This is a genomic window from Flavobacterium sp. PLA-DH12 (assembly GCF_059511845.1).
This window is the reverse complement of record NZ_JCAMPD010000002.1, coordinates 575,418-601,121: the sequence shown is the minus strand read 5'-3', so window position 1 is coordinate 601,121 and position 25,704 is coordinate 575,418. Positions and strand designations below refer to the sequence as shown.

Here is a 25,704-nt window from a genome sequence, read left to right as displayed (position 1 = left end):
ACATGAATTTTCAATCCCAAAAAATACTGTTCCAAATTCGTTTGGACAGGAAAACTGCGCTTTTATTTTTCCTCTGCCTCTGCTCTTTAGCGGTTAACGCACAAGAAATAACTTCGCCAGACAAAAATCTTTCCTTAAAATTTGAATTGAAAGAAGGTGGAATTCCGTCTTATCAATTATCATACAAACAAAAACCGGTTATTAAACCTAGTTCTTTAGGTTTAGAACTTCAAAATATGCCTTCGTTTTTGGATGGTTTTACCGTTACAAATACAGCACAATCTTCTGTTGATGAAAGTTGGAATCCGGTTTTAGGTGAAGAAAAAACAATTCGAAATCATTATAACGAATTGGTTGTCACTTTAGCGCAAGCAAAAAACAATAACAGATTTATTAGAATTCGTTTCCGTTTATTCAATGATGGATTAGGATTTAGATACGAATTCCCAAAACAAAATGACCTGAGCTATTTTGTAATTAAAGAAGAACGTTCGCAATTTAACTTAGCTGGAAATCATAAAATTTTCTGGATTCCAGGGGATTATGATACTAACGAATATGCTTATACTACTTCAAAGATTTCAGAGATTCCTTCGCTGATGAAAAAAGCCACAATCGAAATCAATTCGCAGTGGCCAATTGCAGCATTATCGGTACAAACGCCGTCAATGATGAAGTCTGATGATGGTTTGTACATCAACATTCACGAAGCAGGATTAATCAATTATCCGGCAATGTATCTTGAAGTTGATCCTGTAAACAATAAAATGATCAGTCATTTGGCGCCCGATGCTGTTGGTGCAAAAGGTTACATGCAAACCGATGCACAATCTCCTTGGAGAACTATTGTAGTAAGCGATAAAGCGACAGATATTTTAGCTTCAAAATTAATTTTAAACCTTAACGAACCTACAAGTTACAAAGACGTCTCATGGATTAAACCCGTAAAGTTCATTGGAATTTGGTGGGAATATTTTGTTGCAGGAAGAAGTACTTGGGCTTTCGGAAAAGAAACCAATGTAAAATTAACCGATGATTTTACCAAACTTACTCCAAACGGAAAACATGGAGCCACAACAGAACGTGCAAAAGAATACATTGATTTTGCTGCTAAAAATGGTTTCGATGCAATTCTTATTGAAGGTTGGAATATTGGTTGGGAAGATTGGATTAATAACTGGAAAGAAGAAGTTTTTGATTACGTAACCGCTTATCCTGATTTTGATGTAAAAGCGGTTCATGAATATGCCGCTTCAAAAGGCGTAAAAATCATCATGCATCACGAAACTTCTGGATCGGCGACCAATTATGAACGTCGTTTGGATCGTGCTTTTCAGTTTATGAATGATAATGGTTATGATGCTGTAAAAACAGGTTATGTTGGAAAAATTATTCCGCGTGGAGAACATCACGACGGACAATGGATGGTGAATCATTACATCAATGTTGCCAAACGTGCCGCCGATTATAAAATCATGATTGACAGCCACGAAGCCGTTCGCCCTACAGGATTAAACAGAACTTATCCAAACTGGATTGCTCAGGAATCGGCACGAGGAACGGAATTTGAATCTATGGGAGGATTGGCTCCAGATCACACCACCATTTTACCTTTTACAAGATTAATGGGTGGACCGATGGATTACACTCCGGGAATTTTTCAGACCGATCTTTCGTATTATGGAACAGGAAGTACACAACGCGTAAATACAACTTTGGTAAAACAGTTGGCTTATTACGTAACGATGTACAGTCCATTGCAAATGGCGGCTGATATTCCGGGGAATTACGAACGTTTTCCAGATGCATTTCAGTTTATTAAAGACGTTGCTGTTGATTGGGACAACAGTTATATTCTGGAAGCTGAACCGGGAGATTATATCACAATTGCCCGAAAAGCAAAAGGGAAAAATGAATGGTTTATTGGCGGAATTACAGATGAAAATGCAAGAACAGCAAACATTTCATTTGATTATTTACCTGCAGGAAAAAATTTCGTTGCCACTATTTATGCCGATGCTAAAGAGGCCAATTGGAATCAGAATCCACAAAAATATACGGTTACTAAATTTATCGTAAACTCAAAAACAAAATTAAAACAGTATTTAGCTCCAGGCGGAGGTGTTGCCATAAGCATTAAAGAAGGAACTGCTGCAGAATTAAAAGGATTGAAAAAGTTATAACTTAAGGTTCTAAGGTTCTGAGCCACTAAGTTTCTAAGCTTTTTGCTACGACTCGAGCGATAGCGAACAGGCGAAGCAATTACACGAATTAGCACAAATTATTATTTAAAAAATTAGTGAAAATTAATGCAATTCGTGGCAGAAAAACTATGCTCATTTTTGAGCAAAAAAAACTTACTATTTTGAAAACTATTAACCACAAATGTTTGTCGAATTTAAATACAATGCGAGTGAGAATGAATTTTAGTTAAGAAATGCCGACAAGCATGCAAAAAACTACTATTATGAAAATCAAAATTACCCCAAGATTATTTCATATTACCAAAGCATTAGTTTGCTTTCTATTATTATTTGCAAGTTCAGTTTATGCGCAAGATCCTCCGCAATACGGAACACCTTTTGCTGGTGTACCAGACACGAGAGATGTCAATATGTATCAAGTGCATATTCGCCCGTTTAGTGCCAACGGAGATTTAGCCGGAGTAACCGCCCGATTAGACAATATAAAAGCACTTGGAACAAATGTTATTTATTTAATGCCGATTTTTCCGCATGGCACCGATTCCCGAAGTTCGGCTTCACCTTATTGTATCAAAGATTTTAAAGCCGTTGGATCAGAATATGGATCTTTAGCCGATTTAAGGACTTTGGTTGATGGCGCTCACAGCCGCGGAATGGCTGTAATTCTAGATATTGCCATCAATGGAACTTCTTGGGACAATGTCTGGATTGCTTCACATCCTGAATATTACAAGAGAACTGGCACAACAATTCAGCAATTAGGAAACTTCTCCGATATTGCGGCGCTTGATCTTAATAGCTCTGCTACACGAGCAGCTATCAAAGATGCCATGCGTTACTGGATTTTTGCCGCCAATATTGATGGTTACCGTTGCGATTATGCCAACAATCCGCCTTTAGATTTCTGGTCGGAAGTGAATTCAAATCTTCGAAGCATAACTTCTCACAATTTATTGATGTTAGCAGAAGGTGACCGTCAAGAGAACTTTCAGGTTGGTTTCGATATGAATTATGGAGACAGATGGTTTCATAGTGGTTTATATGATATTGCTAATGGAGGTCCTGTTTCTCAAAGAATCCAAGATCAGACTACTTATGAATATGCTAAAGCGACCGGAAATCAGCAAATCGTGAGATACACTGGTAACCATGATACTTACACCAATGATGATGGCGTAAGAAGACCGTTTGTTGTATTTAAAAATCACAACGGAATTGTTGCCAATTTCTTAGTTTCAGCTTATATGAGAGGAGTTCCTTTTTTAATGAGCGGACAGGAAATAGATTACGAACCAAAAACCGACTGGCCGTGGACAAACTTTAAATTCAACTGGTCACAAAATCCAACGGCTGCTGCAGATTTTGCCAAAATCTTAAACTTTAGAACTACAAGTGCAGCAATCAGACGAGGTGATTTAACAACTTATGCAAATGATGACATTAGTATTTTTACAAAAACATTAGGTTCAGAAAAAGTAATCGTAATGTCGAATTTGAGAAATGCTGCAAAGTCGTATGTTATTCCAGCAGCTTTGGCAGGAACTTATGTTAATCCTTATAACAATAATGCTTCTGTAACTTTAACCGCAGGTTCTACGCGTAATTTTGCTGCCTACGAATATTTAGTTTTAACCAATACAAATGCACCTGTTGTTGCGGTAACGGGAGTTTCTGTTAGTCCGACAACAGTAACAGTTGGTTTAGGATCAACACAGCAGCTAAATGCAACGATTGCTCCAGCAAATGCAACCAATCAAAATGTAACTTGGACATCGAGCAATACAGCTGTTGCAACTGTAAATGCTTCTGGTTTAGTTACGGCTGTTGCTGCAGGAACAGCAACAATTACAGTAAAAACAGTTGACGGAAATAAAACAGCAACTTCGGCTATAACTGTTGCTGCAATTCCAGTTTCTTCTGTAGCGGTATCTCCTACCTCAGCAAGTTTGTATGCAGAAAATACACAACAGCTTACAGCGACAATCTCGCCTGCAAATGCAACAAACAAAAATGTAACGTGGAGTTCAAGCAATACCGCAATTGCAACGGTGAATTCAAGCGGACTTGTAACAGCAGTTGCTGCGGGAAATGCAACGATTACAGCAACGACACAAGACGGAAACAAAACAGCTTCGGCTACAATTACGGTTAATCCGAATACCAATTTTACTGTTTATTTCTACAAACCATCAAATTGGGGAACTGGAATTAAAATCTACTATTGGAATGCTTTACCAACAGGAGTATTGGCAACTGTAAACTGGCCAGGAGTAAACATGACCGATGCTGGAAATGGCTGGTACAGCTATACTTTTACCAATGTAGCTTCGACCAATTTAATTTTCAATGATGGAACAAACCAAACAGCCGATTTAAGCAGAGATAAAAACGGATGGTACATGAACAGCGCTTGGTACGATTCTAATCCAGGAACTGGTGTTGCGGTTACTAGTGTTAGTTTAAGTCCAACGACAGCTTCATTAAACGTTGGCGGAACACAGCAATTAACCCCAACAATTCTTCCTGCAAATGCAACTAATAAATCGGTAACTTATAGTTCAAATAATACAGCTGTAGCAACTGTAAATGCTTCTGGTTTAATTACCGCTGTAGCGAATGGAACAGCGACAATTACTGTTGCAACTGTTGACGGAAACAAAACTAGTACATGTCTGGTATCGGTTACAACAGCTTCTGGAGGAGGAAATTATTACACGATCAAAAACAGATGGACTGGCGCTTATTTATCTGATGCAGGAGCAAACACAGGTTACGGAACAACCGTTTCTGGCAACAACTATAAATGGCAAAAAATAGCAATTGATGCCACTTATTTCGTTCTTAAAAATGTAGCAACTGGCGAATTGATGAATATTGAAGGCCAAACTGGAACGGTTCAATGTAATATTACCGATACTACTTTCTGGAGCGCACAATGGTCTAGCGATTACATTGATGGAACTTGGGTTCGTTTAAGAAACAGATGGCAGACAGGAAATATTATTCATATTGAAAACCAGACAGGAACTGCACAATACGGAAATTCACAAGACGGCTGGTACAGCGCGCAATGGCAATTGGAGCCAACAACAGTTGGAACATCAAAAATGGCTTTAAATGTTGAAGAAGTTTCTACAACAGAACCGTTAATTGGTATTTACCCAAATCCAGCAACAAACAATGTATTTAATATTTTAATGCCAGAATTAGCAAGTGGAGATGCTGCAGAAATTTTTGTTTCTGATTTGAACGGAAGAACTCTTCTAACTGAAAGACTTTCTTCTTCAGGGCAAGTAAATCATCATTTATCTTCTGGAGTTTATATTGTAAATATTATTTCTAAAGATTTTAATGTGACCAAAAAGCTGATTGTTAAATAAGCTGATTTTATCTGAAAAATCAAAGGCGTATGAAAATTTCATACGCCTTTTTTTATTTTATTTTGCCACAAATTGCAAGAATTGGCACGAATTTATTTAAAACTATATTGTCACAGATTAAAAGGATTTAAATGATTTTTTAATCTTCAAATCATTTAAATCTTTGGCAAAAAAAGAATTCGTGAAAATTTGTGGAATTCGTGGCGAATCTTTTTTTAAAACGAATAATTCAGAGCAACTCCAAAATCATTCTTTAAATTGATATCATTTTTTATGATTGCAGGTTTAAACTCTAATCTTTCATCTACATTAAATTGAGACAAAGCAGCATCAACATTGGCATCGATTATATTTAAAATATAAAAACCCACCATAAATAAAGCAGATAAATCTCTGTTTCTCTGATAGCCTTTTTGAGCCGTAATTAATTAGCTTTCGCTTAAACCAGCCAAAAATTCCGAATTACTTTTTTTTCCTTCCAATCTGCTTTTATATTCATCTCTGTACAAATTATAGTTTTTCTGATTATCAATATACAAATATGCACTTGTACCAATTGCGCCATAAAATAAAGGAAGTTTCCAATATTTTTTATTGTAGATCTGACCTAAACCAGGCAAAACAGCCGAATAAAATGCAGCCTTTGCAGGACGAAGCGGGTCAATGGTTTCCGATTTTAGAGAATCTTTTAAAATGTTTTTATTTTTTCCCTGAGCGAAGATTGTAGTTAATGCTAAGAATAGAAAAAGAAGAATAAATTGGTTCTGCATATAAAGTTATCTTTGAAAATTTGACTCAAAGAAAACTTTTTAATTCTAAGATTTTTCTTAATTAAAAGATAAAGAAAACTTAATTTTTCAAACCATACTAACACTCAACACGATACACTTATAAAATAAAAATAATACTACAAAAATTGCAATATTCAACTTAAATCTGTTACTTTGCAATATGAAAATTACATCAGTAAATAAAGAGGTTATTAAAAAAGCAATTATCAAAATGAGAGAAGATAAGGTTGCTGTACGCTCTTTTTTACAAGGAAAAACTTCTGCCGAAACCTTAACTTCTAAAGGTATCAAACTTGTTAAAACAATATAATTATACTTTTAATTCTGATTCTGGGTATTACAGTTTTTTCACTAAAAGGCAAATTGAATACAGAGTTGCTTTTTATGAAGATTTCACTTTAGCATCTTGCATTAATGAAGATACAGAATTGGGAAATGTTTATCAAATCACTATAGATAAAATTAGCAGTCAGCCTGCACCATTTGACGTATTGGTTTCAGAAACAATCAAGAACATTATAATCGCTTTTTTTGAAAGTATTCAAGATGCACTGATTTATGTTTGCGATGATAATGACAAAAAAGCCTTTCAAAGATTTTCTGCTTTTGACAGATGGTATACTAAAAGTTCTATGACTGATTATATCAAAAAACTTAATAATATCATCGAATTTAATTCTGATAATGAAACCATAAAACTTTATACCTCTTTAATGTTTCATAAAAAAAATGTCAATATTAAAAATATTGAAGATGCATTTAATAATATCAGTAATACTTTAAATGGAGAAAAACCATAATTTAAAATAGAAATGGCGCATGAGGTTTTCATACGCCATTTCTATTTCATTTTGCCACAGATTAAAAGGATTTAAATGATTTTTTTAATCTTCATAATCTTTTTAATCTGTGGCAAAAAAAATCGTGTGAATTCGTGCAATTCATATCAAACTTTATTTTACTCCTCAAACAATTCCATCAACTCCAGCGCACGTTTTATCGACTTCACATTTTCAAAAGTCAACAATAAACGTAATCCGTTTACGGTTTGTTTTTCTTTCATTTTGCAAAGATTACTATGCTTTTGAACAAAGTTTAAAACGTTTCTGAACTTCACAGATTGATAATAATCTGATTGCTGATCGGATACGAAATAACCAATCATTTTTCCTTGCTTCAGAACTAATTTTTCGATTCCTACTTTAGTTGCAATCCATTTAATTCTGATACTGTTTAATAAAGAAACAGCAGGTTTTGGCAATGGCCCGAAACGGTCAATTAGTTTTTTCTCAAATTCCTGTAATCCGGCTTCGTATTTTATTGCACCTAATTCGTTATATAAAACCAAACGTTCTGAAACATTATTGATGTATTCATCTGGAAATAAAAGCTCAAAATCGGCATCGATCTGAATATCTTTTACATATTCCTTCGTATCGATGTCATTTTCTTCTGGATACAAATCTTTGAATTCGTTTTCCTTCAATTCTTCAATCGCTTCGTTCATGATTTTTTGATACGTATCAAAACCAATTTCGTTAATGAAACCGCTTTGTTCACCACCTAATAAATCTCCTGCTCCACGAATCTCAAGATCTTTCATCGCAATGTTGAAACCGCTTCCGAGTTCGCTGAATTGTTCCAACGCCTGAATACGTTTTCTCGCATCTTCGGTCATCGACGAATATGGCGGACAGATGAAATAACAGAATGCTTTTTTATTGCTTCGACCGACGCGCCCGCGCATTTGGTGCAAATCTGATAATCCGAAATTGTTAGCATTGTTGATGAAAATCGTATTGGCATTTGGAACGTCCAAACCACTTTCTATAATTGTGGTTGCCACCAAAACATCAAAATCTCCGTTCATGAAACCTAACATCAATTCTTCAAGTTTGGCACCATCCATTTGTCCGTGACCAATTCCGACTCTTGCATTTGGAACCAAACGCTGAATCATTCCGGCCACTTCTTTAATATTTTCGATTCTATTATTGATAAAGAAAACCTGTCCGTTTCTTTGAATTTCATACGAAATCGCATCACGAATAATTTCTTCATTAAAACCAACCACATTAGTTTCAATAGGATATCGATTTGGCGGAGGCGTTGTAATTACCGATAAATCTCGAGCTGCCATCAACGAAAACTGAAGCGTTCTCGGAATTGGCGTTGCAGTCAAAGTCAGCGTATCGACATTTGCCGCAATAGTTTTCAATTTATCTTTTACGTTTACTCCAAACTTTTGCTCCTCATCAACAATCAATAAACCTAAGTCTTTAAAAACCACATTTTTATTTACCAATTGATGTGTTCCAATAACAATATCTAGCTTTCCTTCGGCTAAATCTTTTAAAGTCTGTGTTTTTTGTTTTGCCGTTCTAAATCGGTTTAAGTAGCCAATTGTAACAGGCATATCTTTCAAACGTTCCGAAAAAGTTCTGTAATGTTGGTAAGCCAAAATTGTTGTCGGAACTAAAACGGCTACTTGTTTGCTATTATCAACCGCTTTAAAAGCTGCACGAATCGCAACTTCCGTTTTTCCAAAACCAACATCACCACAAACCAAACGATCCATTGGGCGATCACTTTCCATATCGGCTTTTACTTCTGCCGTCGATTTCATTTGGTCTGGCGTATCTTCGTAAATAAACGAACTTTCCAATTCGTTCTGAAGATAACTGTCAGGCGCAAACTGAAACCCTTTTTCTAAACGACGTTTTGCATAAAGCTGAATCAAATTGAACGCAATATGTTTGACACGTGCTTTGGTTTTTTGTTTTAAAACCTTCCAAGCATTCGAACCAAGTTTATAGATTTTCGGAGGCGTTCCGTCTTTTCCGTTGTATTTCGAAATTTTGTGAAGCGAGTGAATGCTCACATACACAATATCATTATCGGCATAAACCAATTTTATGGCTTCTTGAGTTTTGCCTTCCACCTGAATTTTCTGCAGTCCGCCAAACTTACCAATTCCGTGATCGATGTGCGTTACATAGTCACCAACCGAAAGTGCAGTCAATTCTTTTAAAGTGATATTCTGCTTTTTCGAATATCCGTTTTTAATGTTGAATTTATGATAACGCTCAAAAATCTGATGATCGGTATAAGCCGTTATCTGATTTTCCTCGTCAATAAATCCTTGATATAAAGGCAGTACAATAGTATTATAATGTTTACGGATATTCTCTGAATTAGCTTCATCTAAAGATTCAAAAATATCATGAAAACGCTTTGCTTGTGTATCATTCGAACAAAACAGATAATTCACATATCCGTTAAAATGATTTTCGCTTAGATTATTCAGCAATAAATCAAATTGTTTATTGAAAGATGGCTGTGGCTGAATATGAAATTCGAATTTCTTCGTCGTTTTATAAACTGGTTTTGACAATTCGACTATAGAAAAATCCAAAGATCGTTTAATAAATGAAGCCTGATTTAAAAATAATTGTTCCGGAGTAGCGTGTTTTATTTCTTTCGAAAGTTTCTCAAAAGCTTCTTCCGCTCTAGCGAATTGTTTGTCCAACTGACTAAAAAGTCCTTCAGTATTTTGAATAAAAAGAACCGTTCTTTCTGCAATATAATCTAAAAAACTTTCGCGATTTTCCTGAAATAGTTTGTTTTCTACATTCGGGATAATCGTGATTTTTTTATGTGTCTGAACTGATAATTGCGTTTCGACATCAAAAGTTCGAATGCTGTCTACTTCATTTCCAAAAAATTCAATTCTGTACGGATGATCGTTTGAGAAAGAGAAAACATCGACAATTCCTCCACGAACCGAAAATTCTCCGGGTTCTGTAATAAAATCGACTCTTTTAAATTCGTATTCGAATAAAACTTCGTTGATAAAATCAATTGAAATTTTATCGTTCAAAGCAACCTTTAAAGTGTTTTTATCTAGTTCTCTTCGGGTTACTACTTTTTCAAAAAGTGCTTCAGGATACGTAACAATTACGGCTGGTTTTTTTCTTGAATTAATTCGGTTTAAAACCTCCGCGCGAAGCAGAACATTGGCGTTGTCAGTTTCATCAATCTGGTACGGACGGCGAAATGAAGCTGGATAAAACAATACATCTTGTTCTCCAATCATTTGTTCTAAATCGTTTAGATAATATGCCGCTTCTTCTTTGTTATCTAAAACAATCAGAAAAGGCAGTTCGGTTTTCCTGAAAACAGAACGTATTATAAAAGAAACAGCAGATCCCAACAATCCGCTGATGTTCATTTTTACCTGATTTCCTTCCAGTAAACTTTTAGCAATCTGCTCGGCTTTTGGCAGATTATCGTATGTAGTATATAAGGCGTTTTTACTCAACTCTTGGTATATTTTTATCTAATGGCGGTGCCGAACTCGGAATCGCACGTGTTGTATCTAACATTCTAAGGAAATCTTCTTCTCCTTGTTCTTTAGGAATCTTGGCTTTTTCGACAATTTTATCCATTTGTCTTTCCAAAGAAATCAGTTCCTTATTGATTTCCTGAATTAAAAAAACCACTTTATCATCTGGAATGTTGCTTAAATGAATAAACAAATCCAGCATTTTAATTTTAGTAATCAAAATAGAAATACGGCTCTTGATCTGAGGCTGATTAAACTGAGCCGGTATATTATTATTAAGAGCCATCGCTTTTTTGGAAATAGCTGCAGATTTTTTCTGAAACGCACCAATGGTCTTTCTAGGCTTTTCACCTATTTCTTTTATAAATTCACGCCATTCTGTCCAAGAATTCAATTGTGATTCTGAAATCTCATTAATGGGCTCGTCTAAAAAAGTCCAGCCTTTATTTATATTGTTAAAAATAGCTTCTTTCTTTTTCGCTTCTTTTGCATTTTCTGCAAGGCGTTTTTCATTTTCATTTTGGCAAGAAAATAATACAGTTGTCAAAAGCAGAAAAAGAGATATTTGGTATTTCATTGATTAAAACAGTTAGGCTGCAAAGTTACGAAGTAAATTTACAATTATGAATTCTGTTTTTTGCTAAAGATTCTATAAATCAAGGTTATTTTTTTGTCTTTTTATTACTCTCAGAGAATCAATTATAACAATTTTTATTTGATTAGTATAGCAATAAAATGGCGCTTTTTCAGCGGTTTTCAAAAAAGGCACAAAGACACACTTTTAAAAGAGAATAATATAACAAACAAACTTTTTAATTATTGAATTTATAATTTACCATCCAAAAAAGCGCAAGTAATTGCGAAAACGTTATATTTGTATTCTCTAAAAATCATCAAGAAATGAACCCTAAAATATTGATCATTGGCGCTTGCGGTCAGATTGGAACAGAGCTGACTCAAAAACTGCGTAAATTATACGGAACCGAGAATGTTATCGCTTCTGATATTAGAAAATTAAATACTGATGTTGTTAATTCGGGACCTTTTGAAGTGGTCAATGCTTTAGATTTTAATCAGATCGAACATTTGGTCGAAGTGCATAAGATTACAGATATATATCTGATGGCAGCACTTTTATCTGCAACTGCTGAAAAAAACCCAGCTTTTGCTTGGGATTTGAATATGAATTCTCTTTTTCATGTTTTGAATTTAGCAAAAGCCAAAAAGATTCAAAAGATTTTCTGGCCTTCGAGTATTGCGGTTTTCGGCCCAACAACTCCAAAAGAAAACACGCCACAATATACAGTAATGGAGCCTTCAACTGTTTACGGAATCAGTAAACAAGCGGGCGAAAGATGGTGCGAATATTATCATAATATTTATGGCGTAGATGTTCGCAGTATTCGTTATCCAGGCTTAATCAGCTGGTCTACTCCTCCAGGCGGCGGAACTACAGATTATGCAGTTGATATTTTCTATAAAGCTATTGCCGATAAAAAATACGAATGCTTTTTGTCTTCTGAAACCAAAATGCCAATGATGTATATGGATGATGCAATTGACGCGACAATTAATATCATGAAGGCGCCAGTTGAAGAAATCAAAATACATTCTTCATACAATTTGGCTGCGATGAGTTTTACTCCAACTGAAATTGCTGCAGAAATTAAAAAGCATATTCCTGAATTTGAGATTACTTATAATCCAGATTTCCGTCAGAAAATTGCAGACAGCTGGCCAGCTAGCATAGACGATTCTTCTGCTAGAAAAGACTGGGGATGGAATCATAAATTTGATCTTGAAACTATGACAAAAGATATGATTGAGCATTTGAGTTAAATTCTTCTCAGCACAATTTGTTTACTATCATTAAAAGGCAAATAATCAATTGCCTCCAACTAAAGTTGGAGGTTTTTTGTTATAAAAATAAAAGGCTTTAGCCAGACTTTTATGGTTTGGCTAAAGCCTTTTTTATTCTCATTTTTGTTCCTCCTGCTAAAGCTGAAGGCTATTCAAAAAAACGTTACGCTTTAAAAGAAAAAGTCCCGTTTATCAACTTATATAGTGCTTTTTCTTTCCTATTTATTTCAAAAAACCATTCTTATTTATGGTATAATTCTTTCTTGGCGCAATTGATCAAAAAGACTAAAAAACATTTCTTCTGTATCTATAAACTCATAAAAACCTAAACGTCTTGCTTTGGTTCCATCAGCAAAAAAATCATAATCCCAAGAAAAAACAAAATCTCCAAAGTTCCAACTGGCCAATTTTTCATAATCATGTTTTTCTAAATTGTATTTTTCCTGAATATTTTCCCATAAAACCTTTTTGTCGGCCATTACTGTTTTTAATTCCATTTGAAGTGGAGGCGCAACAGGAATATCAAAATAAGAAGCTATTTTAGGCCAAAGTTCTGTCCATCGAAACAGATCTCCATTTGTAATATTAAAAGCCTGATTTGCGCATTGCGGATTTGTTGCTGCCCAAACAGTTGCTTTAGCCAAGAGTCCTGCATCGGTCATTTCCATAAGTTTATCGTAAGCTCCTGCTTTTCCCGGAAATCGAAGCGGTAGATTTAATTCTTTAGAAATTGATGCATAAACAGCTATCAAAAGTGCCAGATTCATTGGGTTTCCTATAGCAGTACCACCTACAACAGAAGGTCTAATAGCACTCCAATTCCACTTTTTTCCTTCTTTCTTTTTTTCTAAATATTGCTGCTGGTCAATGTTAAATTCTGGAGGCATGTGACCCGCGTCTGTTTCTTTTGCTGGAGTTTTAAAAGGCCCTAAATGAGCTCCATAAACTTTGTATCCCTGCATCAAACTAATATGCTGTAAGTCTTTAGCTATTGGCTCAATTATCTCCACTACATTCTTGAGCATATTAAGATTCGGTTCAACAAGCTCAGACCATGATGGACGATCTTGATAAGCGGTGTAAAATATATGCGTAATATTTGTGAGATCAGATAATTGCTTTTTACTGTTTTCAGTATCCAATAAATCAACTGAAATGTATTTCAGATTAGGAGCATTTGCACCTCCTTTTCTGGATAATCCTATAATATTCAAGTTGTTAGTAGACAAAAGATATTCTATAAGATTTGCACCGATAACGCCATTTGCGCCAACAACCAATGCTGTGTTTTTATTTGCTGTCATTTTCTTTGTATTTAAAATTGTTTTACAAAGTTCAGACAAGCTAAAGAGCTATAAAATGAAGTGGGTTATGAAATAACGTTGAACTAGTTCAAGTTTATTTTTTCAATTTATTGTTTTTTATTTTCGAAAGAAATTCTGTTGTCATCCCTAAATAAGAAGCCAATGCATATTGAGGTACTCGATTTGCGATTAAAGGGAATTGGTTTGTAAATTTATCATAACGTTCTTCTGCCGAAGAGGTGAGATTTGTAATAATTCTTCGTTGAAAAAATGCTGCGGTACGTTCTGCTGTAATACGAAAAAAAGTTTCAAATTTTGGATTAGCCAGTTTTAATTTTGCTTCCGTTTCGAAATCTATTTGCAGCAAAACTGCATCTTCTAAAGCCATAACAAACATCGTGGCTGGCTGCTGATAAATATAGCTATTATAGTCAGAAATCCACCAATCTTCAATAGCAAAGGCAATCGTGTGTTCCTGACCTTCATCATTTACAACATACGCTCTTAAAGCACCTTCTACCACATAGTTTCTATGCTTAGCCACAAAATCTGGCTGCACTATAAACTGACGTTTCTTTATCTTTTTTATTTTAAAATTAGAAACAAATTGATTCGTTTCTTCCTCAGAAAGCTCTATCCGGTCTTGCAAATGTTTTATTAAAGATTCGTATTGTGCCATTCTTTTTGGATTTAAAATTTCAATCTACAAGATTACTATTGTATCAAAATTACAATTCTTTTAAATTTATTAAGCAAAAAAAAATCCAAAGCCAGAAACTAGCTTTGGATTTTTTTATTTAACATTTTTGAATCTTACTTCACTTCAAAAACATTATTAGTTTGTTTTACATCAGCCATTAATCCGCTTGGATCGATCGTGATTTTTTTGATTGACGTTTTGTTTTTATCAATTGTAAAACTATAGTTTTGCTGTGCCCAAGCCCAGTCTTCTAATACTGTTCTTTTTTCGTTCGGGTTTGGATTTGGTTTAATGAAGTTCATCATTCTTAACGGAATATAGAATGTCTCAGATGTTCCGTCTGTATAATCTACTTTTAAATCAATTGGCATTGGCATTCTTCCAATTCTTTCTAAAGAAACCGTTGTTTTTCCTGCATTATCTGCTACGTCTTTAATTCCGTAATCGATCGTATTTGTAGTTTGTGTCCAATCAACCAAATACCAATCTAACTCAGCTCCAGAAACTCTTTCAGCTGTTCTTTTAATATCGTTTGGTGTTGGATGTTTGAATTTAAAATCGTTAAAATATCTTTTTAAAGTCGCATCAACATTCTCTTTTCCGATTACGTATTCTAACTGAGAAAGGAAAAGGCTTCCTTTAACATAAGACGAAATACTGTATGGACGGTTCTCATCGTAACGATCCCCATGAGTTGTCTGAGGCTGTTCTTTACCAGAATTTACTAAACTGTAATATGCCTTGTAATTCCCAGCAAAAGGATTTACTTCTTTTTTATCTCCTTTTAATTCATTCAAAGCACTGTCTTCGATATACGTTGTAAAACCTTCGTCCATCCAAGGGTGTTTTGATTCGTTTGAAGCTAAAATATGCTGGAACCAAGAGTGCCCTAATTCGTGCGTTGCTGTTCCAAGAATTCCTTCTAGAGTTCCGTTACCTAACATTAAAGTACACATTGCATACTCCATTCCACCATCTCCACCTTGAATAAATGAATATTGTTTGTATGGATAAGCTCCTACTCTCTGGTTGTAATAATCCATTACTTTAACCATTAACGGCTCTAACTGTTTCCAGTTTGCGGTTGTTTTTTCGTTGTTTTTGTAGAAGAAATGCAAATCAACATCGTTTGGTCCTTTTACAATATCGTGTGTATATTCTTTATCGGCAGCCCATGTAAAATCGTGAACATTTGGCGCAATAAAATGCCAAGTCAACGTTTTAGCTTTTTTAGGATATGTAACTGTTACACCTGCATCTTGGTAACCGTGACCAATTGAATTTTTATCTTGTAAATATCCAGAACCACCAATTGTGTAATCTTTGTCAATTGTAATTTTTACATCAAAATTACCCCAAACACCGTGAAATTCTCTCGCGATGTACGGATCTGCATGCCATCCTTCAAAATCAAATTCGGCTAATTTAGGATACCATTGTGACATCGAAAGCTCAACTCCTTCAGAATTGTTTCTTCCTGAACGACGAATCTGAACTGGCACCTGTCCGTCAAAATCTAAAGTGAAAGTTGTTTTCGAATTTGGAAGGATTGGTTTTGCCAAAGTCACTTCTAAGATCGTTCCTGAAACTCTTGTTTGAGCTGTAACGCCATCTTGCTTGAAGTTTGCGATTTTTAAGTACCCAACTTCGTTTGGTTTTAAAGTTTCAATACGGCTTTGTTTTATTTCTTTTCCGTCAGCTTGTTTTACTTTGTTTACCATTCTTCCGTCTGGGTCTTTAATAAAATGGAGACGTGCATCCATTTCGCTTCCTGGCTGAAAAGCGTTTGGATATAAATGATAGAATACTTTTTTAAGAGTATCAGAAGAATTGTTAGTATAAACCAATTCTTGTTTTCCTTTGTACTGATAGTTTTTTACATCCATCGAAACCTCCATTTTATAGTCAGCGTGCTGCTGCCAATATGGGGCGCTTTGTGCAAAAGCCGAGTTAAAACCTAAGCTTAGGAAAGAAAGTAAAATAATTTTTCGCATGTTAATATGTAATAGAAAATGGAAGGGCTCTCGCCCTTCCATTGGATTAATAGTGTACTATAGTTTATTTTTTAGACATTTTTTCTGCCATTAATAAAGCGTTGTAAGCATTTACCATCTTAGCTGTTTTTGATGATTCTGCAGAAGAAACAGCTGCTGGTTTTTCTCCAGGATTTTCACCTTTTCCTAAAACAACCGTTGAAGGAAGCGCTACTCCAGAGTCCATCAAAATCTTTTTAACTTGAGCTGCCTTTAATTTTGGATAGTACGAACGAATTAAAGCTGCAACACCAGCTGCATTAGGAGATGCCATTGATGTTCCTTGCAAATACTTGTATTTATTGTTTGGAACCGTTGCATAAATTTCTTCACCTGGGGCAAAAACGTCTACGTTTATTTTCCCAAAGTTTGAAAATGAAGCCACAACATTTTCTCCGTATGATTTATTAATAGCTCCAATTGTAATTAAATTATCTGCAAATTCTTTTACGTTGTCTTTAGAATCGTTTGGATAATTGATGTTTTTTGTTTCATCGATATTGTAACCATCGTTACCAGCCGCATGAACAATTAAAACGTCTTTTTTAGCTGCATAGGCAATGGCATCATAAACCCATTGTTTGTGCGGAGAGAAGCTTTTTCCAAAACTTCCATTGATTACTTTTGCTCCATTGTCTACCGCATAACGAATTGCCAAAGCAATATCTTTATCGTACTCATCTCCGTCAGGCACAGCTCTAACTGTCAAAATTTCAACGTTATTTGCTACACCGTCTCCTCCTAAATTATTTCCTCTAACTTGGGCAATAATTCCGGCAACATGAGTTCCGTGAAGTGCTTTTTCTTTGTCTGGACCAAAAACAACATTATTACCATAATGGCTGTTTTTAATATCTTCTGGATTATCTCCTACGATTTTTCTTCCGTCGTATTCTTTGTTTAAATTGTATTTTAACTGATCTTCAACTTGCTCACTATACTCTGTCAATTCAGATTCTGGATTAAAAGTTGGCCCGGCATTGGTAAAAATCTGAGTCATAATTGCTTTACTTCTTGCCACTTTTGGATCTGTTGAAGTAACTGCGCTTAAATCTTCGAGTTTATAGTCTGATTTATTAAGTTCTTTTTTAATTGTGTTATGAACATCAAGTAAAAAATCTGCTTGCTGTTTATCTTGAAGAGCCTCTTCATACTTTTTAGTATATTCTGCCAAAGCTGCTTTGTATTCTGCAGAACCATCATCGGCTTTTTTAACGATACGTGTCAATTCTAGATTTTCGTGAACAGCATCTCCAAGGAAATTCCATCCGTGAACATCGTCTATAAATCCGTTTTTGTCATCGTCGATTCCGTTTCCTGGAATTTCTTTTTTATTTGTCCAGATCATTCCCTGTAGATCTTCGTGCTCGATATCGACACCAGAATCTACAATTCCTACAATTACTTTCTGCCCTTTTTTACCTTGCAGTAATTCAGCATAAGCTCTATCAACACTCATTCCTGGAATTGAGTCTTTTATTAAATCAAGATGGCTCCATCTTTTTAATTCATTTTCGTTAAGAGGTGCTTTTTTTACAACTGCCGCTGGTGCTTTAATAAACTCTTTTGAAGTGGAAACCTGCGCCTGAACTGTAGCGTTGCAACCTGCTAAAACAAGTAATGCAAAAGCAGATAATTTAAGAGGTTTTATATGACTCATGTATGTATAAATATAAGTAAAGTTAAAAGATGGGTCTAAATTATGCTTTTTTGTTACAAAAAACTAACTGTTAACAATGTGTTATGAAATTTTGACGAAAAATACTAAAAACTACAATATCCGCAAACTTTTAACAATCAAATCATTATAAAACAAGACTATAGATTAAAAAATATACTTATAAGCAATTATTTGTTTTAGAATTGAAAAAAAATCAACAAATAATATAGTCTTTACGGCATCCCGTAAGGTTTGGCCACTTAAATCGAGTATACTTGCGCGACCTAATCCTAAAATTATTCTATGAAGACAAAACTACTCTTATTGCTCTTACTGGCAAATTTTTCCATTTATGCACAAACCACAGCTATACCTGACATTAATTTTGAGAAAAAATTAATTGCTCTAGGAATTGATTCTGGCACTCCAGATGGACAAGTGCTTACATCAAAAGTAGCATCAATAACTAGACTAGATGTTTCATTTAGCTCCATTGCAGATTTAACTGGTATTGAATCTTTTTCTTCCTTAACAGAATTAACCTGTTATTATAATTCCTTAACTTCTCTTGATGTTTCTAAGAATACCAAATTGCAGACATTGTATTGTTCAAATAATCTATTGGCGACTCTAAACGTATCTAGCAATTTAGATTTATCAACTTTAAATTGCGATCAAAATAAATTAGCAATTTTAGATGTAACGAAGAACAGTATTTTAAGCACCTTAAACTGCTCTTATAACAAACTGACAACTTTAGACCTTTCTAATAATAAAGCTCTTAAAGATTTATATCTATACAATAATCAAATAACGAGTCTTGATGTTTCAAAAAGCATTTTGCTTAAAAATTTAAATTGTCAAAACAATGCCTTAACAAGTTTAAATGTTTTAAGTAACACTAACTTAATGGACTTAAATGCTGGAAGTAACCAATTTACCAGTTTAGATGTTTCTAAAAATTTATACTTGCAAAAACTTCAACTTTATTCTGGATCTTTAACTACACTAAATGTTTCAAAAAATATCTATTTAACATCTTTAGATTGTTCAAGCAATAGATTAGCAAGCTTAGATGTTTCTAGTAATACTAACTTAACTGCTATCGATTGTTCTGGCAATCTATTATCAACTCTTGACGTAAGTAAAAATGTAAAGTTATCTAGTTTATCCTGTGGTAATAATTCATCAATTACGACTTTAAACGTCGCAAGCAATCCTTTCCTAAGCATTTTAAACGCATATGGGTGTAAACTAACTTCTTTAGATCTTTCTTCAAATCCAAATTTGACTTTATTAAATGTAAGTTCAAACAAATTATCTAGCCTAAATCTTTCGACCAATATAAATTTAAAAAACCTAAGTTGTTCGAATAATCTATTAACAAGTTTAGATATTACAAAACTTAGTTCATTAAATAATTTAGAATGCAACACTAATCAATTAACTGATTTGAATGTTTCTAATAATTTTGATTTAAAAGTCATTACTTGTTTTAATAATCTACTGACAAAATTAGATTTATCTAACAATAGAGCATTAACAGAATTATCTTGTCAGTCTAATAAAATTGTAAGCCTTGATTTTTCTAAAAATCTATCATTAATCAATTTAGATTGTTCTAAAAATAATCTATTAAATTTAAATTTAAAAAATGGGAAGAATACCCTAATGACTAAAGATTTTTTAAATCTATCAACAAATCCATCTTTACTGTGTGTTCAGGTTGACGATGCTACTTTTTCGAGCTCAAACTGGACCAAAAAAGATGCAACTACTAATTTTAATGTAAATTGTAATCAATACACCGCCATTCCTGATAGCACTTTTGAAAATAAATTAATTAATTTAGGAATCGATACTGATGGTAAAAATGGATTGGTTTTAACCGCAAATATTACAGCGATAACTTCTCTTAATGTTTCAAATAGCTCTATAACTAATTTAACTGGTATTGAAGGATTTATTAGCCTTAAAGAATTAAACTGCTCTGGCAATTTATTAGAAAGTTTAGATCTTTCTAAAAACACAGCAATAAATTCTTTAAATAGCACTGCCAATAAAAACTTAACATGCATTCAAGTTGCAAATGTTTCAGACACCAATAATTGGACTGTTGCCAAAGATGCCACAACGAGTTTTGGTATCGATTGTAATGTTTACACACTTATCCCTGACCCTAAATTTGAAGACAAGCTTATTTCTCTTGGGATTGATACAGATGGAAAAAATGGAAAGGTAATTACCAAAAACATTTCTTCAGTAGTTAATTTAAATTTAAATGATGCTGGAATAGCTGATTTGACTGGTATTCAAGACTTTGTATCTCTTAAAGAATTGTCTTGTTCTAGAAATGAATTTGAAACTGTTGATCTTTCAAAAAACATAGCTTTAACGACTTTTGTTTCTACTGGTAATTCAGGCAGTTCTGAAGGTGGTGGTAATGGTAAATTAAAATCTTTAGATTTTTCTAAAAATGTTAATTTAAAAACCGTAAGCTGCGGATATAACAAAATTAGTACTCTTAATGTTTCAGGATGCAATCAATTAACCAGTTTAGATTGTGCTATTAATGTTATATCATATCTAGATATTACAAGTACTCTACTTACTTCTTTAAATATTTATGGCAATCAACTTACTGCAATTGATGTAAGCAAACAGTTTAATCTTACTTATTTAAACATTGGGTATAACAAACTGAAATCTATAAACTTAACTAACAACCCTGCGTTGAATGTTTTTTATTGTAATTATACTAGTATTACTTCTTTAGATATTTCAAAATGCCCTAATGTTGTTTACTTCGATTTTTCAGACAATCCTTTATTATTAAATTTAAATTTAAAAAACGATAATAATAGAAAACTTGAAACAGGCAATACCGGAAACGATTTCAAAAACAATCCTAAATTAACCTGTATTCAAGTGGATGATGTGGCTTATGCAAACGCTAATTGGAGTTTATTAAAAGATACAACGGTAACTTTCTCTGACTTTTGTGAGCCTGTAGTAGCTTATACTGATATACCTGACAGTAATTTTGAAAAAAAACTTATCGGATTAGGTATTGATACGGATGGTGAAAATGGAAAAGTGGCTACTGCAAGTATTCTTAACATTACTTCTTTAAATATTTCGAATTCAAATATTAAAGACTTAACTGGAATTAAAGATTTTGCAATGCTAAATTCATTAGACTGCAGTAATAATCAATTAACTGTTTTGGATATTTCTCAAAACAATAATCTTAAAAAAATAAATGCCAGTAAAAACAAATTATCAAAACTTGCTTTAGATAAAAACGTAGTATTAAATGAGCTAAACATTAGCAATAATAGTTTTGCCTCAATAGACATTTCAAAAAACACTAACTTAAGTGTTTTTAGTTGCAGTTATAATAATCTTATTCTTCTAAATACTGCTAGCAACACCAATCTTACTTTTTTAAGTTGCGGATTTAATAAACTAAGCAATTTAGATGTTTCTAAAAATACAAATTTAAAAGAGTTGGAATGTTCTAACAATAACATTTACAATCTTAACTTGAAAAACGGAAACAATGCTAATATGCAAAGGATGATATTTGGTAATTTTACCAATAACCCTAATTTAACGTGTATACAAGTAGACAACGCCGCTTTTTCTACTGCCAATTGGATTGCAAAAGATAGCAACGCTTCCTACTCTGAGGCATGTGCAGAAAATGTTCAGTATACTCTTATTCCTGATGTTAACTTTGAAAACGCATTAATCGCTCAAGGATATGATTCTGGCGCAGCAGATGGAAAAGTATTAACGTCTAAGATTAATATGATTACCTATTTGAATGTGAGCAATAAATCTATTTCTGATTTAACGGGTATTCAGGATTTCATCTCCTTAAATTCATTGTATACCACTTTAAATCTATTAACTACGTTAGACGTTTCTAAAAACACGGCTTTAACCGCTTTAGGGGCAGACAGAAATAAACTGACTTCTCTTGATATTTCTAAGAACACTTTGTTGGAAGGTCTATCTCTTGATTCTAATCAAATACAGAATATAGATGTTTCTAGTGCACCGTCATTAACCTCTTTAACTATTTCTAGCAACCAAATAAGCAATATCGATCTTTCTAAGAACTTAAAATTATCATATTTGAATGTTAATTCTAATAAGTTCGCCTCAATAGAACTATCAAAAAATACAGCTTTAACTTCATTCTATTGCTCTTCTAATGCATTAACAAGCTTAAATATTTCTAAAAACACTAATCTGACCTTTTTGAATCTTTATAATAATAATTTAACAAGTTTAGATGTTTCGCAAAACACTGCTCTGCTTAATTTAGATTGCACATATAATAAATTAAGTAGCATTGATGTCTCTAAAAATAAAGCTTTGACTACATTTTATTGCCATACAAATAAGATAGTAAATTTAGATGTTTCAAATAATACTGCTCTGACCAAAATATCTTTTGGCAGTAATAGCTTAAAAAGCATCAATTTAAAAAATGGAAATAACACCAAGTTAACCGAAGTAGGCTTTACAAACAATCCAAATTTAAGCTGTATACAGGTTGATGATGTTGATTTTGCCAATACCAATTGGAGTACAAAAAAAGATAAAACAGCTAATTTTAATGTAGACTGTGCCTTTTCTACTTTAATACCTGATCCTGCTTTTGAAGATAAATTGATTGCTTTAGGAATAGATACTGATGGTAAAAATGGAAAAGTCTTGACTGCTAGTATTTCGAACATAAACTCTCTAGATCTTTTTGATAGTCAAATCAATGATTTAACCGGAATTGAAGATTTTACAAATTTGGAATCTCTTGATGCTAGCAAAAACAATTTGACTAAAATTGATTTATCGAAAAACCAGAATTTAGCTCGTTTAAATGTTGGACAAAACAAATTAACCGTATTAAATTTGATTAATAATACATCTCTTCAATCTCTTTACTGTAATAATAACTTACTTAAAACATTAGATTTATCTAAAAATGTGAATCTAAGTGAAATTTATTGTCCAGATAATAGTCTTATATCGCTAAACTTAAAAAACGGCAACAATACTGCTAGTAATGGGCCTAGTATCAAAAATTTTACGAATAATCCGAATTTAACGTGTATCCAAGTTGATGATGTTAATTATTCAAATACCAACTGGTTATATTTCAAGGATAGCACCGCAAATTATAGCACAAACTGTGATTATTTCACTGCCATTCCTGATGCTAAATTTGAAGAAAAATTAATTGCATTAGGTATTGATACAGATGGGAAAAACGGAAAAGTAGCAACGTCTAATATTGTCTATGTTACCGATTTAGATGTCTCTTCAAGTTCTATCACCAATTTAACAGGTATAGAAGACTTTGTTTCACTTGGTCGATTAGTTTGTAAATCAAATCAGCTTACAAGTTTAGATTTAAGTAAGAACACTGCGCTTTATAGTTTAAATGCCGATTTTAATGCCTTAACAAATCTAAACATTACTAACAATATTGCCTTAACATCGCTATCTTGTTATTTTAACAAAATAAGCACTTTAGATATTTCTAAGAATACATCTTTAACTAACTTAGACCTTGGCTACAATCAGCTTAAAACTTTAAATGTGTCTAACCATAAGGGGTTAACTGTATTTAAAGTTAACAATAATCAATTAACAGAATTAAATTTAAAGAACGGCAAAAACACATTGCTGACTTCTGAAAATGTGCTTTTTAATGGAAATTCAGTTCTAACTTGTATACTAGTCGATGATGTTAACTATGCAGTTACAAACTGGTCATCAAGAAAAGATGCAATTGCAACTTACAATATCGAATGTACCGGAGAATTGGTTCTGCCTGCAAATAACTTCGCAATAGAAACTAAAGGAGAATCTTGCTTAGGTGAAAATAATGGAGAAATCAGTATTGTTGGAAAAACTTCATTTGCTTACAATGCAACGATAAATGACAAATCGTACACTTTTACAAATAATGCTTTAAAGGTTTCTGCATTAACTCCAGGGGTTTACAAAGTTAAGATCACTATTCCTGAAATGATTTTTGAGCAAAATTTCAATATAACTATTCAAAAAGGCGCAACAATTACAGGAAAATCTGACGTAAGTGCTAAAAGCGTAAATATTGAAATTACCGAAGGAACGGCTCCTTTCACCGTATTTGTTGATGGTACAGAGCAATTCCAAACAACAGACACTAATTTTATAGTTTCTCTAGATAAAGCAGGATTAGTTGAAGTTGCAACCGCAAAAGCTTGCGAAGGTGTTTTTGCTAAAAAAGTTACTTCTTATGAATTAGGAACAATGCTTTCGGCTTATCCAAATCCTACTTCTGGCAGTATCGAAATCGAAATTCCTAGCTCAAAAACTGAAGTTGTTATTGATTTATACAATTTTAGCGGTCAGTTAGTTTCTCACGGAACTTATAATATTGAAAGTGGAAGAGCGCTTTTAAATCTTGAAAAATTGCCTTCAGGAATTTATGCTGCTAAAATCAATTTAGAAACTCCAGAATACATTAAAATCATAAAAAATTAAGAAATGAAGAATTCTATATATTTATCAATAATCTGTTTAGTATTTGCAGCCTGCGGAAGCGGGGGCGGAGATGATCCCGTTACTCCACCAGCAGCAAACACAGCTCCTACTGTACCTGTGTTAACTACTCCAGCTGACAATAAATTATGCCAAGATAATAATGTTTCTTTTCAGTGGAGCGCTTCAACTGATGCTCAGCAAGATGCTATCGTATATCAGATTCAAATTGCAAAAGATAACGGTTTTACTCAAATCGTGAATACGCTTGACAATTCATCTCTTTCTACAAGTGCATTAGCATTAGAGAAAAATACCGCTTACTATTGGAGAGTTAAAGCAACTGATAGCAAAGGTCTAGCTAGCGCTTATTCTTCAACATTTAAGTTTTATACTGCAGGAACAGCAGTAGTGAATCATTTGCCGTTTGCTCCAGAATTAATATCTCCAGCAATCAATGCGGCTTTAAGCACATCAACTGCAACTTTAACATGGAACGCTTCTGATGTTGACACTGCAGATGTTTTGACTTATGATGTTTATTTTGGAACGGCAAATCCGCCAACGGCAAAAGTGAGCGAGAATGCAAGTTCAAAATCATTTGAGGTTACGCTTCAGCCAACAACACAGTATTACTGGAGAATTGTGGTTAAAGACAATAAAGGTGGTGAGACCGTAGGCCAGGTTTGGAAATTTAAGACAAACTAAGTTTAGAAAATTACAATTAGTTAAAACAAAAAATCCCGTTTTCATTCAGTTGAAAGTGGGATTTTTTTATAACACACTGATTCTATTTTATTCCGTTACGTCTTTCCGTAAAGAAATCTAAAGCAAAATCTGTATAATTGCTCTGGCAAAATCTATGAACAGTTTATAAAAGCCAA

The 25,704-nt window shown here is 33.6% G+C and carries 13 protein-coding genes and 1 pseudogene; 7 read left to right on the top strand and 7 right to left on the bottom strand.

The window, feature by feature from the left end; all coding sequences use genetic code 11:
* The first annotated feature begins 2 nt into the window (after positions 1 to 2).
* Entirely contained in the window at positions 3 to 2,183 is a 2,181-nt protein-coding gene (locus tag AC5ZCW_RS05780) for a glycoside hydrolase family 97 protein (RefSeq protein ID WP_496118439.1), read from the top strand.
* A 284-nt stretch (positions 2,184 to 2,467) separates the two neighbouring features.
* Positions 2,468 to 5,584 carry an Ig-like domain-containing protein gene (locus AC5ZCW_RS05775; RefSeq protein WP_496118437.1) on the top strand — a complete coding sequence of 1,039 codons (3,117 nt, stop codon included), beginning with the start codon at positions 2,468 to 2,470 and terminating at the stop codon, positions 5,582 to 5,584.
* Between the two features lie 215 nt (positions 5,585 to 5,799).
* Here the strand turns inward: AC5ZCW_RS05775 and AC5ZCW_RS05770 are convergent.
* Positions 5,800 to 6,354, bottom strand: a pseudogene (locus AC5ZCW_RS05770) (DUF5683 domain-containing protein).
* Positions 6,355 to 6,535: 181 nt separating this feature from the next.
* On the opposite strand from AC5ZCW_RS05770, the gene AC5ZCW_RS05765 reads away from it, so the two are divergent.
* Complete coding sequence (locus tag AC5ZCW_RS05765; RefSeq protein WP_343540521.1) at positions 6,536 to 6,685, top strand: hypothetical protein; 150 nt, start codon at positions 6,536 to 6,538, stop codon at positions 6,683 to 6,685.
* Positions 6,669 to 7,175 (top strand): DUF6169 family protein, encoded by a 507-nt coding sequence (locus tag AC5ZCW_RS05760; protein WP_343540522.1) that lies wholly within the window; start codon positions 6,669 to 6,671, stop codon positions 7,173 to 7,175. Before AC5ZCW_RS05765 ends, AC5ZCW_RS05760 begins: the two co-directional genes overlap by 17 nt.
* Before the next feature lie 158 nt (positions 7,176 to 7,333).
* On the opposite strand, the gene mfd is transcribed toward AC5ZCW_RS05760, so the two are convergent.
* Both mfd and AC5ZCW_RS05750 read right to left on the bottom strand, forming a co-directional pair.
* Positions 7,334 to 10,696: a transcription-repair coupling factor gene (mfd, locus tag AC5ZCW_RS05755; protein WP_496118434.1), complete on the bottom strand. Its 3,363-nt coding sequence runs from the start codon at positions 10,694 to 10,696 to the stop codon at positions 7,334 to 7,336.
* Positions 10,689 to 11,297: a hypothetical protein gene (locus tag AC5ZCW_RS05750; protein WP_281634491.1), complete on the bottom strand. Its 609-nt coding sequence runs from the start codon at positions 11,295 to 11,297 to the stop codon at positions 10,689 to 10,691. Before AC5ZCW_RS05750 ends, mfd begins: the two co-directional genes overlap by 8 nt.
* Positions 11,298 to 11,620: 323 nt before the next feature.
* Here AC5ZCW_RS05750 and AC5ZCW_RS05745 point away from each other — a divergent pair, with 323 nt between their 5' ends.
* On the top strand, positions 11,621 to 12,559 hold the full coding sequence (locus AC5ZCW_RS05745) for an L-threonine 3-dehydrogenase (protein WP_343540524.1): 939 nt from the start codon (positions 11,621 to 11,623) through the stop codon (positions 12,557 to 12,559).
* A gap of 266 nt (positions 12,560 to 12,825) precedes the next feature.
* Here the strand turns inward: AC5ZCW_RS05745 and AC5ZCW_RS05740 are convergent, their stop codons facing one another.
* The 4 genes from AC5ZCW_RS05740 to AC5ZCW_RS05725 form a co-directional block, all read right to left on the bottom strand.
* Complete coding sequence (locus tag AC5ZCW_RS05740; protein WP_496118431.1) at positions 12,826 to 13,884, bottom strand: SDR family oxidoreductase; 1,059 nt, start codon at positions 13,882 to 13,884, stop codon at positions 12,826 to 12,828.
* 94 nt (positions 13,885 to 13,978) lie between these two features.
* The gene (locus AC5ZCW_RS05735; RefSeq protein ID WP_496118429.1) at positions 13,979 to 14,563 is read right to left on the bottom strand and encodes a Crp/Fnr family transcriptional regulator; all 585 of its coding nucleotides are present in this window, start codon (positions 14,561 to 14,563) and stop codon (positions 13,979 to 13,981) included.
* Positions 14,564 to 14,697: 134 nt separating this feature from the next.
* The gene (locus AC5ZCW_RS05730; protein ID WP_496118427.1) at positions 14,698 to 16,578 is read right to left on the bottom strand and encodes a M1 family metallopeptidase; all 1,881 of its coding nucleotides are present in this window, start codon (positions 16,576 to 16,578) and stop codon (positions 14,698 to 14,700) included.
* 64 nt (positions 16,579 to 16,642) lie between these two features.
* Entirely contained in the window at positions 16,643 to 18,277 is a 1,635-nt protein-coding gene (locus AC5ZCW_RS05725; protein ID WP_496118425.1) for a S8 family peptidase, read from the bottom strand.
* A 303-nt stretch (positions 18,278 to 18,580) separates the two neighbouring features.
* Here AC5ZCW_RS05725 and AC5ZCW_RS05720 point away from each other — a divergent pair, with 303 nt between their 5' ends.
* Positions 18,581 to 24,823: a T9SS type A sorting domain-containing protein gene (locus AC5ZCW_RS05720; RefSeq protein ID WP_496118423.1), complete on the top strand. Its 6,243-nt coding sequence runs from the start codon at positions 18,581 to 18,583 to the stop codon at positions 24,821 to 24,823.
* Between the two features lie 3 nt (positions 24,824 to 24,826).
* Positions 24,827 to 25,528 (top strand): glycoside hydrolase family 78 protein, encoded by a 702-nt coding sequence (locus AC5ZCW_RS05715; RefSeq protein WP_496118421.1) that lies wholly within the window; start codon positions 24,827 to 24,829, stop codon positions 25,526 to 25,528.
* Positions 25,529 to 25,704 lie beyond the last annotated feature (176 nt).